The organism is Treponema denticola (assembly GCF_024181405.1).
GTDB lineage: Bacteria > Spirochaetota > Spirochaetia > Treponematales > Treponemataceae > Treponema_B > Treponema_B denticola_D.
Genome location: NZ_CP051302.1, coordinates 2,679,592 through 2,692,903 on the forward strand (window position 1 = coordinate 2,679,592; position 13,312 = coordinate 2,692,903).

Genomic DNA, 13,312 nt, shown 5'->3' on the forward strand with positions numbered 1-13,312 from the left:
CGCTAAAAGTTTTTATATGTTTTTCCGATAAAAGAAATATGAATTCGCCCGATTTTTTTTATGTTATAAAAAATGTTGTACTTTCTCCCATAGTGATCGGAGTAACCATTGTTTGCGGTCTTATTTTAAGCTTTATTTTTTATGTAATGAGCTATAAGAAAAAACCGAGGCGTTTTGCTGTAAAAAAGAAAGCACCCAAGCCTGTAAAGGAAAAAACGCCTCCTCCGGAAGAAGAAACAGAAGACGAGGAAAGCAGCGCTCAATAAGTTTTCCCCAAGTTTTAATCTCTATGAGAACATCTTTAATAAATAAAATTGCAATTTTTAAAAGAAGAGACTTATGAAGATATACCGATTGCGAATTGGAGCTTGCATAAAGTAGAAGATATGGAGGTGATTTTATTTCTCAAAATAATTATTTTCAACAAACAATGGAATATATACTTAATAATCTAAACGCACCAGGATTTAAATTGCTTAAAAATGGAACATTTAGTGTAGACTCCGTATCCGTTTATGAACACCCATATATAGCTAGCGGGATGAGAATTGCAGGAACCAACGGCAAGGCTTATACTCCGGCTGAAACAGTTTTTCCATCCCCTCTTAGAATTTTTCATAAGAGGGTAAGAAATATAATGTTAGTCCCAATAAATACACAGTTTGCTTCAGTTTTTAAAATAAAAACAAAGGGGACTGCAAGAAATTACTATCTTGAGTTAATAATAAACACTATTCCTATGTATGGTAAAAATTATTAGAAAGGCAAAATTAATCCCGGTCCTATATATGGGTTTAAGTGAAGTCCGAAATAATTTGAATTCCATTGTGAAATATTGGGCAAGAAATTTGAGGTCATCTTTAAATGACCTGCAAAATCAAAAGCCAATTTTGAACCTATATCAAAATATATCATATCGGTTATATTATACTTAAAGCCTATATCACCCATTATTCCTAAAGTTAATGAGAACATATTTACTTTCATACGAACTGATGTATATGTAATGGGATTGAATACCATTTTATCTATACTTGCCGATAACATTGATATATGAAAGCCTACACTTGAATGAAGATTAAGTTTTTCTGAAATCGGGTATTTAAACGCAGGGCCAATTCCGAATTGAAATAAAAATCTAAAATCAAAATCTTTTAACCCGTCTTTTACTGTTGCGCCATTGATTGTAGTAGATGACTTATTTGGAAATAAAAAGCTATCACTTATAAAAAGTCCTATGTTTTTTTATTAAAAAAGGCGTAAGCATTAAACACAATTCCCGGTGAACCTATCCATGTTTTAGAAGTTCCTTCCGGTTTATCAAATTTTTCCCAGTAGTTACCATATTGGAAGCCAAGAGTTCCCCAGCTTTCAGTTTCTGCAAAAATGCAAACCGAAAAAATAATACATAATAAAATGTAGATAATCTTTTTCATATTTAACCTCTAACTCTATATCGGTAGATGATTGTTTTGTTTTAATATGGCTTAAAATAAAGCGATTTTTAGTGTTTGTAACAGGCTAAAAGGCAAGGGCAAAATAGTCATTTTTTTGTTATAATTTAAGGGGCATAATAAGTTATAAATAATAGCCTTATTAAATAAATCATTCCACTTTTTTTAGCACTCAAATCATTTTAATAGTTTTTTATAAAACCCGCAAATACCATTATAAAGCCTTGATATTTCAGCTTCATCTTCTATAAAATAACGGTGAACATCGGGGATTGTTTTAAAAAAGGTTTCTTGACGCTTGGCGTAGTGTTTGGTATTTCGTTTTATAAGAGACGAGACCTCCTCTAAGTCCGATTCGGGTTTTAAACGCTTATTTTCATCAAAAAATTCCCTGTAGCCTATGGCTTTAAGTCCGGGGCTTTCGCTTGTATAGCCCATCTCATAAAGCTTTTTTACTTCATCATATAGGCCCGCGGCAAACATAGCGTCGACCCTCTTTTCGATTCTTTCATATAAAAGGGAGCGGGTTCTTTCGATGCTTAAGATAAAAAACTCGTATTTTTCTCTTGGGTTTTCGGGGAGGGCAAAAGAGCTTAAAGGTTTCCCTGAGGCGGCAAAAACTTCGTGAGCTCTTATTATTCTGTATTCGTCATGAATATGAAGCCTATCTGCCGTCTCGGGGTCTATTTTTTTTAGTTCTTCCAAAAGAACGCCGGACCCTTCTTCTTTTGCGCGTTTTTGAAAATGCTCCCGTATTTTAGGGTCGGCTGTGGGCGTAACGGGAAGGCCGTATATAAAATTCTTTAAGAAAAAAGCCGTGCCTCCCATCAAGACCGGAAGTTTTCCCCGCCTATATATTTCGGGGCAAAGTTTATCTGCTTCTTTTACAAAATCGGCTGCCGAAAATTCTTCGGAAGGCTCTTTTATGGCTATTAAGTGATGGGGAAGGTCTTCTAATTCCTCTTTGGAAGGAGAAGCTGAGCCGATATGCAGGTGCTTATATACCTGAACCGAGTCGGCGCTTATAATTTCTGCACAAGCTGAAAGAGCCGAAATTCCCCCTTCTTTTGAGAAATCCTTTGAATGTTTATAAGAAAATATTTCGGAAGCTAAGCTTGTTTTTCCCGAAGCCGTCGCTCCGAAAAAAATCAATACGGGAACCACGCAAATGTTTGAAGCAGAAATTTTAGTTGAATTCGGGGTGCCGTTCTATTTGATAGTTTACTTCACCGGTAAAAATTTGCTTTGCTCCGGCTGAAACAACCTTGTCTCCGCTTTTTTCGACATTGGGATCTTGGATTTTAGCCAGCTGATAGGCCCTTCTTGTCGATGCGCATGTAATCTCGTAAATATTGTCATCAAACTCGATGAGTTCTTTTAATGGAAATATCATAGACTCATTCTACTATTATTTAAGAAAAAAGTCAATATTTTCACTTATTGAATTTCCGGGGTGATGTTTCCCATACCGATGACCGAAACATCCTTTGGAATCTCAGGGACGGATAAGACCGGAACCATGGGCATTTCGTATTCAAGAAGCCGCTTTATCAAAAGTCTGCCTTCTTCGGGAACGAGGATAACTGCGATGCCTACAAATTGAGCATTAAAGTTGTTGTATGCATTTTGAACGGCTCGAAGCCATGCTTTTTTCGATTCAGTGTCGATTGCAGGTTGAGGGCCGGTCAGGGTATCTATGCGGCTTGCCAAAACGGTTTGGAAAAAGGCTGAATCTACCATAAAAGCCCTCAAGGCCTTGTCTTCTCCCAGATATTGCTGAACAATTTGTCTGCCTAACCTTTGTCTGACTTTTTCGGCTATTAGATACATGTCCCCTGTTATGCGCCTATAGTCTGATATGGTTTCAAGAATGGCCGTGGTGTTTCGTATGGAGACATTTTCCCTAAGGAGACACTTAAAGACCGTTTGCAAGTCTCCCAATGTCAGCTTATCGTTTGACTGAATTTCTTCGACGACGATTGGGTTTAATTTTTTTGCGGAATCCAAGATGTTGCTTACCATCTGTCTTGAAAGGATGTCATCCGCATGTGTTTTTATAACCTGCGTTAAATGAGTTGCTATGATGGAGGGAGGGTCTATAACCGTATATCCTGCCCTTTCTGCGGCTGCTTGGTTTGATTCGGAAATCCAAATAGCCGGAAGACCGAAGGCCGGATCTAAGGTAGGTTCGCCGGGGATTTCATCTTGAACATTTCCAGGGTTTACTGCGAGGTATGCACCCATTCTTATCTTTGATCTCGCTACCTCGGCCCCCTGTATCGTAATACAATATTCATCGGGAGGGAGGTTCATGGCATCCATCATTCTGATAACCGGCATTACAAGACCCGTTTCGAGAGCTATTTCTTTTCTTATGCGTTTAACTCGCGGAACGAGGTCTGAGCCTCTTTTTTCATCGACCAAGGGAATAAGGCCGTATCCGAATTGTAAGGATAGATCGTCGTATGGGCTTACAGCCTTGGTATCGTCGGTTTCAGTTTTTGCCGCTTTTTCCGATGCGGCTTGGGCTTCTTTTGCAGCCTGTTCTTTTTGAGCCCTTGTTACCTTTGTTGTCTGCAGCCTCCAGCCTAAAAAAGCAAGGCTTAATGCAATGAGTATTAAGATTATTGACGGGAAACCGGGTAAAACTGCCATCACAGTCAAGGTAATAGCTGCTATGTAATAAACAGTCGAATTGCGTGCAAATTGGTCCGTGATGTCTTTTCCGAAAGAGCCCGTTGAAGCTGAGCGGGTTACTACAAGACCTGTTGCAACCGATATAAAAAGAGAAGGAAGCTGAGCTAAAAGTCCGTCCCCTATTGTAAACCTTGTGTACATCTGCATAGCTTTAGTGAATTCTTCTTGTCTAAATACTATACCGACGATTAAGCCGGCTACAATATTTAAAACCGTTATAAAGATTCCTATTTTTACGTTTCCCGAAACGAATTTACTCGCACCATCCATAGCTCCGTAAAAGTCTGTAGACCTTTGTAATTCTTCCTTTTTCTTTCGGGCTTCGGCATCCGTGATAATACCGGCATTGTACTCTGCCTCTATAGACATACTTCTGGTATTCATAAAGTCTAAGGCAAAACGGGCTGCAACCTCGGCAATTCTTGTTGCTCCCTTTGTGATTACAAAGGCTTGAACGGCAATCAAAATGATAAAAACTACAAAACCTATTACCAAGCCTTGATTTCCTGTAGAGCCGATAACAAATTGACTGAAGGCTGCGATCATCTTTCCGTTAAATTTTTCTCCATATGTTAGAATAAGCCTTGTAGATGAAACGTTTAGGGCAAGGCCGAATATGGTGGAGACTAAAAGCAGTGAAGGAAAAACCGTAAACTCCGTAGGCTTATCTACAAATAAGACTATGAGCAATATTATCAAACTGAATATAAGATTCAGTGCCATAAAAAAGTCCAAAAGAGCTGTAGGCAGAGGAATAATAATCACAAATATTACCATGATAGCTCCAATAGCTACCAAGGCATTCGGTACTTCTTTAAAAAATCTGTTTTCGGCCATTTATCGTTTTACCTCCATCTTTTCCTTAACATTTCTTTTTCTTTCATCGAGTAAATTTTTAAGAAAATAATCGAAAGCGATTTATAATACTCGCTTGGAATTATCTGTCCTAAATCTACGTTAGCGTAAAGGGCTCGGGCTAGGGGAATATTTTCAATCGTAGGAATATTGTTTTCCCGGGCAATTCTTTTTATGTTTTGGGCTGTTGCATCAACTCCCTTCGATATAACCATAGGAGCAGGCATAACGCCTTGTTTCCATTGAAGAGCGACAGCATAATGGGTAGGGTTTGTAATAACGACATCGGCATCCGGAACGTTTTTTATACCGGTTTTTTGCAAGATTGCCTGCATCTGTCTGTTTATTTGGGCCTTTACCATCGGGTCGCCTTCCAATTCTTTATACTCATCTGTTACTTCCGTTTTTGACATTTTTAAAGATTCCGAAAACTGCCGTTTTTGAAAAAAGTAGTCGGGAATACTTAAAAGAACTAATGCGACTGCGGCGTAGACCAATATTTGCGCCGCCGTTTTTGCTATAAAAATTATCGAATTGGGAAAATCGGATTGAAGCAGGGCTATCATCTTTGTAATATTGTTTTTTATAACAAGATATCCTATAAAGCCTATAATGACAACCTTAAAAAGCGATTTGGCTAAATTAAAAAGCCCCTCGGCAGAAAATAGAGCTCTTTTAAAGAACCTCGCAAAATTGGGTGTAACTCTTTTAAAATCGGGCTGAATAGGTTTTGTCGAAAATAAAAAGCCTCTGTTTTGAATAATATTTCCCAACACTCCTGAAATTAGGGCTACCCCCGTTATCGGGAAAACCGTTTTAAAAAAATATAAAACAAAAATCCTGAACCAAGTTCCGTTTACAACATCTTCTGTTGTGCAGCGTTCAAAAAAGAAGGCGATGACCTGCATTAAAGATTTAAATATGTAGGGCCCCATTATTATAAGGCTGATTACGGGAAGCAGCACAACCATTGCAGCATTTAAGTCCTGACTTTTTGCAACCCTTCCTTCTTCCCGGGCCTTGCGTATCTTATATTCGGTCGGGTCTTCCGTTCTGCCTTCATCTTCGGCAGCGAACCACTGCAAGCCTATCGTTTTATTAAGGAGCAGCTCTTCTTGAGAAAAATATTTTTGGTAAAGGATGGACGATTTCCCTGATATCATTTAGTACCCCCTAAGCTGTCTAAAAGCCGCCAAAAATCCGAAAAGCCTTTTTCCAAAATAATTTCAAAGGTGTTTATAAAAAAAGGCAGAGCAATGGCTAAAATAAAAAAGGCTGTTAAAATAGTAATGGGGAAGCCTTCCGATAAAAGGTTCATCTGAGGGGCTGCCTTTGTTAAAAGCCCCATTGTTATGTGAATTAAGATTAGGGTTCCCATGACCGGTAGTGCAATTATCATTGCGTTTAAAAAAAGATTTCCAACTGCTCCTAAAAGATAGGTCGAAAGCTCCTTCTGCCTTTCTAAAAACAAAAAGCAGTTTACATGCTCAATGCTCTTCATTATTCCGCCTAAAAAAATACGTTGGAAACCGTTTATGCGTAAAAAGATAAGGACTGCAATAAAGTTAAAATATTGACCTATGAGGGGATTTTCAACTTGAGCTAGGGCATCAAAAACTCCTGATGCCCCGAAGCCCATCTGGAACGAAAAAAACTGTCCCGCCGTGCTGAAGGTAGAAAATAAAATGCTTATAAAAAAACCGGTTAAAACACCGATAAGTCCTTCTCCAAGAAGTAAAAGAAGATACTCAAGACTGAAGGCGTTTAGATTTCCGAAGTTGGGATAGGCATAGGGGGTTACCATAAATGCAGTTAAGCCCGCAAGAGCAACCTTTGCAATTCGTGAAACATTGCGCATAGACATTAGAGGGGATGTCATTAATATGGCAAAAATTCGGACAGCTGCGAGTAAAAAAATGGGTTCTTTACTTAGGATAAAATCGAAGGGCTGCATTTATTTATAGAATGCCCCTTATCTTACCAATTGCGGAATTAAATTCATTAAAGAAACAAAATATTCCCTTAACACCGTAATCATCCAAGTTGCCAAAAGAGCAATCATTCCTAAAATAGTTAAAATTTTAGGAACAAAGGTCAGCGTCTGTTCCTGTATAGAGGTAGTCGCCTGAAAGATTGCAACAATTAAGCCTACTAAAAGAGCTGCAACTAAGATGGGTGCCGAAAGCATCAGTATGATACCTATACCTTCACGCATTAAAGTAACTATAGTACCTGTAGTCATAGTCCCCTCCATAATGACCTAGGGTTTTCTGTCATTATAAACAAAAATGCTATATTTTGCAAGGCAGCAATTAAAATTCAAGTTTAAAAAAAATATGCCGAAAATTTATTCTGTAGAGGAATTTGAAAAGATGGCAGATTTTGTATTTAAACTTTCATCAAAGGTTATTTTAGGTAACTATTCTCTTGCCCGCATCGGTGAAGAAGTCGTAAAATTCGGGAATAATTTTATGTTTGTGGTTGACCCTTTTTTTGAAGATATGGGTTTAGTCGATAAGGTTCGAAAATCTCTTGAAGAAAAAAATATCTCCCTTTTTGTGTTTAACGGTTTTGAGCAGACCGCCGATTCTGAGGTTATAGAAAGAGCTCTTTCATTAGCCAGAGGAGCCCATATAAGAGGCGTAATTGCCTGCGGAGATATGACTGCATGTGCCATAGGGAGGGCTATTGCCGCTCTTTATAATGAGGATAAACCCGTATACAGATATATTGAAGGAGAACCTATCACGGCAGAGTCCTTACCTCTTATTCAAGTTCCTACGACATGCTGTGATCCGTTTTTATTTGGGAATTCCAGTTTTATTGTAGATTCCAGAAATAGAACCGTAAACCTATTAAAGATAAAAGAAGATTTATGCGACCTTGTAATTTTTGATTCAAATACATATGCAGGTCTTGCGCCCAATGCAATGACTTCAATGATTTTTGCAGGTTTATGTTCTACCTTTGAAGCCTATGTTTCGACAAGGGGAAGCTTTTTTTCGGAAACTATCTTGGGAAAAGCTGTGGAAATATTTTTAATTTCCCTTGATCCTCAGCATGAAAAACTTGTCGGAATGCCCAGAGAAGAACTTGTGGCTCAAGCTGCTTGTCTTTCCGCTATCGGAATTGCGGCTTCCGCACCCGGACTTGGAACAGCTATAGCTCTTGCTGCGGGAGGAAGATATAGAATTTCAAAATCCCTTATTGCGACGATTTTACTTCCTCATGTCATTAATGATGCGATTTCTTCAAGCCTTTCAAAGACCGTTGCCGTAGCGAGAATGTTGGGTGAAACCATGCTTGAAGGCGGAGATGCTGCCGAAGTTGCAAAACGCGGCGTTGAGGAAATTAGAAGAAGGCTTGCTGAAGCTAATTTGCCCATACGGTTAAAAGATATAGATTTAACTATCGAATCTCTTGTTCCTGTTGCAGAAGATGCCGCCCGCTTAAGTTTTATGAACTATAGCCCAAGGCCGCTTGCAAATCACGATATTTTTGAAATTATAAAACAGGCTTTCTAAGATGCCTGAAATTTTTAAGCTTTATAATTTACCACAAAAACAAAGATGCCGTAAAATATTGAGGATATTGGAATCAGCTGAAGTTGCTCTTGTTCAAAATAAGGCAGACGAATTTTTGGATGTCTTTTATCTGCGTTCTCTTTTAAAAATTATTTTAGACGATTTGGATTCCCCCTCTGTCTTAAAAGTTCAAAATTGGATTGAAGACCCTCAAGAAAAAGATAAAAGAAAGATTATCAATTTTGTCAGGTACGAGCTTTATAAAAAACTTGATACAACACCTGCCGAGTGGGATTTGATTTTGCCTAACTCCTCTGCCGATGAAATTGCAAATTTCAGGCGGACTTTTTTTGAAGGGGTTTATGTCTATGCCGAAGATATCCGCACGCCTTTTAACATAGGCTCGATTTTTAGAACGGCAGAATCTTTCGGGGTAGAAAAAGTTTTTTTGTCTCATGATTGTGTTTCCCCTGAAAGTCCCAAGGCTAAAAGAACGGCGATGGGATGTACCGAATATCTCCCGTGGGAGAGGGCCGATCTTGAGAGCCTTCCCGATCTTCCGCTGATTGTACTTGAAACGGGCGGTACCGATATTTCAAAGTTCGATTTCCCCAAAAAAGGAATTGTCGTTATCGGCTCGGAGGAATTGGGGGTCAGCCCCGAAGCCGTAAAAAAAGCCCAAGGACGGGTTATCACAATTCCTATGTACGGAATAAAGGCCTCGATAAACGTAAGCGTTGCCTTCGGTATCTGTATGCAAAAATGGTGTGAGTCTCTTACAGCCGATTAAATTAAAAGGAAACCGTAAAGAACGCTAAGGAAAATTCGGAAATGGAGCATAAATTCAACGCTTTGTATCTTTGTGGATAAATAATAAATAAAATTTAATTTTTTAAAATTTTACTATTTATTGCAAACTCTTCATACAATAATTATGAAAGGGGAGGAATTTTCTCTTTTAAATAATTTTATTGGAGTCTTAGACTTAAAATTACGCCTAAAAAACAACACAATTATCGACATCGAAATTCAAAACAGATGGAATAGCGAGTTTGTTCAAAGAACAATTTTTTACTGGGCTAAAATGTATACGGAAAACTTGAAAACGGGCGAAGTATATACAAAACTGCCCAGATGTATTACAATAAATATAGTGGGTGAAGGCTTTGATTTGAATTCGCTTATCCATAGTGAATACAATGTAGTAGAAAAACACATAAACGACAGGCTTTCCGATGAGCTTGAAATTCACTTTTTAAACTTAGCCAAAATTAAAGAACAACAAGAAAACATTGAGCAGGACGAGAAGAAAAAGAAACTTTACAACTGGTTGAAATTTATTGAAACTGATGATGGGGAGGTGAGGAATATGTTAGCAGAAAACTCTGAAATGATGGCAAAAGCCAATACAACAATAAACATAATGGAAATGAGTCCAAAAGAGAAGTGGCTCTATGAAAACCGAATGAAATACGAACACGACAAGGCCTCTTGGAAACATGTGGGTTATCAAGAAGGAATATTGCAGGGAGAAATAAATGGCAGAAAAGAAGGCATTAAACAAGGAGCCTACCAAACTAAACTTGAAACAGCAAGAAATTTATTCCGCTTAGGGTTATCGATTGAGAATATAGCAGAAGCTACCGGCCTCAGCAAAGAAGAAGTGCAAAGCATTTGAACCCACCGCCATCCGTGGCGGACGCATGCGTATCGAGTATACGTCGAATACTATTTTTTGTGAAGTAACGCAGTACTGACAGTACTTTTGCAAATAGGCAGAGTAGATGCAAGGAGATAGCCGAAAATAAAGCGCAGGCGTACTTCCTGTACGTTGAGGACTGTTTTTTGTGGAGTAACGCAGCACTGACAGTACTTTTGCAAATAGGCAGAGTAGATGCAAGGAGATAGCCGAAAATAAAGCGCAGGCGTACTTCCTGTACGTTGAGGACTGTTTTTTGTGGAGTAACGCAGCACTGACAGCACTTTTGCAAATAGGCGGAGCAGATGCAAGGAGTTAGGCAAAAAAGTACCGCAGGCGTATCGAGTATACGTCGAGGACACTTTTTTGCCGTGCGACGCAGCAGATGCCCGCATATTTGCAAAAGCCCTATTGAAAAACATTTTTTTTAATGCTATCCTATCTCCGCTGATTGCGGAGGTAAAAATGAAAAAAATTAAAACTGTTTTTTTTATGACTATTCTTGTATTTATTTTTACAGGGTGTGAACTTTTGGATTCTTTAGCCAAAGAAACCGAAATAATTAAACAGATAAAAGATGAAGATCTAATGGGGTATACCGTAACATGGCTTATATTTGCGGATGACAGCGATGCCTTAAAATCTGCGGCCTATAAAAAAGCTGCTTCTTATTATAAAAAGACTTCTGAAAACGCCGGTTTAAAAGATCAATTTCAAATTATAGTTGTTTCCGACGGTATTGAAAAAGCAATTCGTGAGAAGGTAAAGGAAGCCGGTTTTGATGCTGATTGTTTCCCGCTAAAATGGAACGGCAATGTAAAAAACAAATATAATCCTAACGATAAAAAAAATTATTCCATCTTTTTCGATAAAAAGGGTAGAGATCTTTTTAGTATGACGGAAGATTGGAAATTCGAAAATTACGGCGGTCTTGCCGATTATTCTCTTGAAGCTGCAGGTTTAAATAATATCAACGAATTAAAAAATCCTCTCACCTTTTTTAATACCTTAAATAAATTTAAGGAAGACGATATTTTTAAATTTATAAACAATGCCGTTAACTTAAACCTAAAAGATATTTTAAGATATTTTATAAACTAATTTTATTTTTTATGGAGGATTCAATATGACTTTATTTATAAGCGACAGTATTTTTTCTTCTACCGAAAAAAAAGGAGAAGACTTTGATAAGGCCTTTGCCGGCTACATCGTTGTAGAAAACGGCCTCATTCAAAAGGTTGGCAAGGGAGAAGCTCCCGAAAGTTTAAAAGGCCAAGCCGAAAAAATAATAGATGCACGGGGAAAGACTATTACGGCAGGACTTGTCGATGCTCACACTCACTTGGTGCATGGCGGTTCACGCGAGCATGAGCTTGCAATGAAACTTGCAGGAAAAACTTATCTTGAAATCCATGCAAGCGGAGGCGGTATTTTTAGCACTGTAAGGGCAACCAGAGCAGCATCAAAAGAAGAGTTAACGCAAAAAGCTTTGACTAGCCTTGACCGAATGCTTATTCACGGGACAACCACCGCCGAATCAAAAAGCGGTTACGGTCTCGACATGGAAACCGAAATTAAGTGTCTTGAGATAAATTCTTATCTGAATAAAAATCATCCAATCGATATTGTTTCAACCTATATGGGAGCCCATGCAACTCCGCCCGAATTTAAGGACAACAAGGAAGGCTATATCAAGTTTATGATAGAAGAGGTTATGCCCGAGGTTAAAAAACGCGGTTTAGCGGAATTCTCCGATGCCTTTTGTGAAGATAAGATTTTTTCCGTGGAAGAAACCGAAAGAATAATGAAGGCCGCTTCCGGCTTAGGCTTTAAGCTGAAACTTCATGCCGACGAGATTATTCCTCTAAAGGGAGCGGAACTTGCAGCAAAGATGAATGCTCACTCAGCCGAGCACTTGATGGCTATATCCGATGAGGGAATTACGGCTCTTGCAAAATCGGGAACTGTTGCCGTTCTTCTTCCTGCAACATCCTTCTTTTTGATGTCGCCCATTTATGCTCCTGCAAAAAAGATGATTGAAGAAGGCGTAAGAGTAGCCCTTGCAACCGATTACAACCCCGGAAGCAGCCCGACAGAAAACCTGCAAATGGCAATGTGGGCAGCCTGTTACAAGATGAAGCTTTTACCTGCACAAATTTTACGCGGCGTCACAATAAATGCAGCTTATGCAATAGATCGTGAAAAAACTATAGGCAGCATTGAAGAAGGAAAGCAGGCAGATCTTGTTATCTTTGATGCCCCGAATATAGATTTCCTTGTTTATCACTTCGGTGTAAATTCCGTCGATCAGGTTTGGAAAAAGGGAAAGCTTGTTGCTGAAAAGGGCCGGCTTGTTTATAAGAACTGATTTTTTTAGTTGTAATACTTGAAGTTAATTAATTTGAACAAAAATAATTTGAATAAATAGGAGATATTTATGGAATTAGTAAAGATGACGGTAAGTGCTTTTGTTGACGAAACAGCCAGCGATTCTCCGGCCCCCGGAGGCGGTTCCGTTTCTGCCTTGGCAGGTTCTCTAGCCTCGGCCCTCGGTCAGATGGTTATCCGCTTGACAACAGGAAAAAAAGCCTTTGCTTCTCTTGACGAAAAAACTCAAGAAGAATTTAAGGCTCAGCTCCCGAAATTAGAAAAGGCTCAAAAACGATTGGTCGAGATCATTGATGAAGACACACAGGCCTTTAACGCCTTTATGGAAGCCCTAAAGCTGCCCAAGGACACCGATGAGCAAAAGGCAAAGCGCAGCAAGGCTATGTCCGATGCTACTGTCGTGGCAATGCAGGTTCCGCTTGAAACAGCTAAGACCTGTTTGGAGGTACTACGCTTTTTACCCATTGTTGCCCTTCACGGAAACAAAAATGCCGCGTCCGATGCCGGTGTTGCAGCCCTTAATGCCCGCTCCGGTTTGGAAGGTGCTATATTAAACGTTAAGATAAATCTAGGCGGAATCGATGATGCACCCCTCTGCGAAAAAACAAGGGCCGAGTGCAATAAAATGCTTGAAGAAGGCGAAAAGCTAAAGACTGAAATTTTAAAAACAATCTATTCTAAGATTGAATAGGTTT

General features: G+C 38.9%; 16 protein-coding genes. 8 read left to right on the forward strand and 8 right to left on the reverse strand.

Annotation, left to right across the window (positions count from 1 at the left end):
• The first annotated feature begins 38 nt into the window (after positions 1–38).
• Positions 39–266 carry a hypothetical protein gene (locus HGJ18_RS12455; RefSeq protein ID WP_253696909.1) on the forward strand — a complete coding sequence of 76 codons (228 nt, stop codon included), beginning with the start codon at positions 39–41 and terminating at the stop codon, positions 264–266.
• Between the two features lie 206 nt (positions 267–472).
• Positions 473–760 (forward strand): hypothetical protein, encoded by a 288-nt coding sequence (locus HGJ18_RS12460; RefSeq protein WP_253696910.1) that lies wholly within the window; start codon positions 473–475, stop codon positions 758–760.
• On the opposite strand, the gene HGJ18_RS12465 is transcribed toward HGJ18_RS12460, so the two are convergent.
• The 8 genes from HGJ18_RS12465 to fliQ form a co-directional block, all read right to left on the reverse strand.
• Positions 757–987, reverse strand: coding sequence for a hypothetical protein (locus HGJ18_RS12465; RefSeq protein WP_253696911.1), 231 nt, complete (start codon positions 985–987; stop codon positions 757–759). The two genes, HGJ18_RS12460 and HGJ18_RS12465, sit on opposite strands and share 4 nt — an antisense overlap.
• Before the next feature lie 248 nt (positions 988–1,235).
• Positions 1,236–1,436: a hypothetical protein gene (locus HGJ18_RS12470; protein ID WP_253696912.1), complete on the reverse strand. Its 201-nt coding sequence runs from the start codon at positions 1,434–1,436 to the stop codon at positions 1,236–1,238.
• Positions 1,437–1,631: 195 nt separating this feature from the next.
• Entirely contained in the window at positions 1,632–2,618 is a 987-nt protein-coding gene (miaA, locus tag HGJ18_RS12475) for a tRNA (adenosine(37)-N6)-dimethylallyltransferase MiaA (RefSeq protein WP_366793198.1), read from the reverse strand.
• A gap of 22 nt (positions 2,619–2,640) precedes the next feature.
• Positions 2,641–2,847 (reverse strand): DNA-directed RNA polymerase subunit omega, encoded by a 207-nt coding sequence (locus tag HGJ18_RS12480; protein WP_002666823.1) that lies wholly within the window; start codon positions 2,845–2,847, stop codon positions 2,641–2,643.
• Between the two features lie 44 nt (positions 2,848–2,891).
• A complete protein-coding gene (gene flhA / locus HGJ18_RS12485; RefSeq protein WP_253696914.1) occupies positions 2,892–4,988 on the reverse strand; it encodes a flagellar biosynthesis protein FlhA in 2,097 nt (698 codons plus the stop codon).
• Positions 4,989–4,996: 8 nt separating this feature from the next.
• On the reverse strand, positions 4,997–6,169 hold the full coding sequence (gene flhB / locus HGJ18_RS12490) for a flagellar biosynthesis protein FlhB (protein WP_253696915.1): 1,173 nt from the start codon (positions 6,167–6,169) through the stop codon (positions 4,997–4,999).
• Positions 6,166–6,960: a flagellar biosynthetic protein FliR gene (gene fliR / locus HGJ18_RS12495; protein ID WP_253696916.1), complete on the reverse strand. Its 795-nt coding sequence runs from the start codon at positions 6,958–6,960 to the stop codon at positions 6,166–6,168. The genes flhB and fliR overlap by 4 nt, the downstream gene beginning before the upstream one ends.
• Positions 6,961–6,978: 18 nt before the next feature.
• On the reverse strand, positions 6,979–7,248 hold the full coding sequence (gene fliQ / locus HGJ18_RS12500) for a flagellar biosynthesis protein FliQ (protein ID WP_002666830.1): 270 nt from the start codon (positions 7,246–7,248) through the stop codon (positions 6,979–6,981).
• Between the two features lie 130 nt (positions 7,249–7,378).
• Here fliQ and HGJ18_RS12505 point away from each other — a divergent pair, with 130 nt between their 5' ends.
• The 6 genes from HGJ18_RS12505 to HGJ18_RS12530 all read left to right on the forward strand — a co-directional run bounded on the left by HGJ18_RS12505 (position 7,379) and on the right by HGJ18_RS12530 (position 13,308).
• Complete coding sequence (locus tag HGJ18_RS12505; protein ID WP_002676322.1) at positions 7,379–8,530, forward strand: iron-containing alcohol dehydrogenase; 1,152 nt, start codon at positions 7,379–7,381, stop codon at positions 8,528–8,530.
• A gap of 1 nt (position 8,531) precedes the next feature.
• Complete coding sequence (locus HGJ18_RS12510) at positions 8,532–9,320, forward strand: TrmH family RNA methyltransferase (protein WP_253696917.1); 789 nt, start codon at positions 8,532–8,534, stop codon at positions 9,318–9,320.
• A gap of 144 nt (positions 9,321–9,464) precedes the next feature.
• A complete protein-coding gene (locus HGJ18_RS12515) occupies positions 9,465–10,208 on the forward strand; it encodes an Rpn family recombination-promoting nuclease/putative transposase (RefSeq protein ID WP_253696918.1) in 744 nt (247 codons plus the stop codon).
• A gap of 486 nt (positions 10,209–10,694) precedes the next feature.
• Entirely contained in the window at positions 10,695–11,330 is a 636-nt protein-coding gene (locus tag HGJ18_RS12520) for a hypothetical protein (protein ID WP_253696919.1), read from the forward strand.
• A gap of 25 nt (positions 11,331–11,355) precedes the next feature.
• Complete coding sequence (gene hutI, locus HGJ18_RS12525) at positions 11,356–12,597, forward strand: imidazolonepropionase (protein ID WP_253696920.1); 1,242 nt, start codon at positions 11,356–11,358, stop codon at positions 12,595–12,597.
• A gap of 69 nt (positions 12,598–12,666) precedes the next feature.
• Entirely contained in the window at positions 12,667–13,308 is a 642-nt protein-coding gene (locus HGJ18_RS12530; protein WP_002691887.1) for a cyclodeaminase/cyclohydrolase family protein, read from the forward strand.
• The last annotated feature ends 4 nt before the right edge of the window (positions 13,309–13,312 follow it).

What these genes read in the sequence shown, in the direction of transcription:
- hutI (WP_253696920.1), top strand. Translation starts at nt 11,356, where the DNA reads ATGACTTTATTTATAAGCGACAGTATTTTTTCTTCTACCGAAAAAAAA.
- fliR (WP_253696916.1), bottom strand. Translation starts at nt 6,960, where the DNA reads ATGCAGCCCTTCGATTTTATCCTAAGTAAAGAACCCATTTTTTTACTC.
- flhA (WP_253696914.1), bottom strand. Translation starts at nt 4,988, where the DNA reads ATGGCCGAAAACAGATTTTTTAAAGAAGTACCGAATGCCTTGGTAGCT.
- HGJ18_RS12505 (WP_002676322.1), top strand. Translation starts at nt 7,379, where the DNA reads ATGGCAGATTTTGTATTTAAACTTTCATCAAAGGTTATTTTAGGTAAC.
- HGJ18_RS12455 (WP_253696909.1), top strand. Translation starts at nt 39, where the DNA reads ATGAATTCGCCCGATTTTTTTTATGTTATAAAAAATGTTGTACTTTCT.
- flhB (WP_253696915.1), bottom strand. Translation starts at nt 6,169, where the DNA reads ATGATATCAGGGAAATCGTCCATCCTTTACCAAAAATATTTTTCTCAA.
- HGJ18_RS12510 (WP_253696917.1), top strand. Translation starts at nt 8,532, where the DNA reads ATGCCTGAAATTTTTAAGCTTTATAATTTACCACAAAAACAAAGATGC.
- HGJ18_RS12515 (WP_253696918.1), top strand. Translation starts at nt 9,465, where the DNA reads ATGAAAGGGGAGGAATTTTCTCTTTTAAATAATTTTATTGGAGTCTTA.
- HGJ18_RS12470 (WP_253696912.1), bottom strand. Translation starts at nt 1,436, where the DNA reads ATGAAAAAGATTATCTACATTTTATTATGTATTATTTTTTCGGTTTGC.
- fliQ (WP_002666830.1), bottom strand. Translation starts at nt 7,248, where the DNA reads ATGACTACAGGTACTATAGTTACTTTAATGCGTGAAGGTATAGGTATC.
- HGJ18_RS12530 (WP_002691887.1), top strand. Translation starts at nt 12,667, where the DNA reads ATGGAATTAGTAAAGATGACGGTAAGTGCTTTTGTTGACGAAACAGCC.
- HGJ18_RS12465 (WP_253696911.1), bottom strand. Translation starts at nt 987, where the DNA reads ATGAAAGTAAATATGTTCTCATTAACTTTAGGAATAATGGGTGATATA.
- HGJ18_RS12520 (WP_253696919.1), top strand. Translation starts at nt 10,695, where the DNA reads ATGAAAAAAATTAAAACTGTTTTTTTTATGACTATTCTTGTATTTATT.
- HGJ18_RS12480 (WP_002666823.1), bottom strand. Translation starts at nt 2,847, where the DNA reads ATGATATTTCCATTAAAAGAACTCATCGAGTTTGATGACAATATTTAC.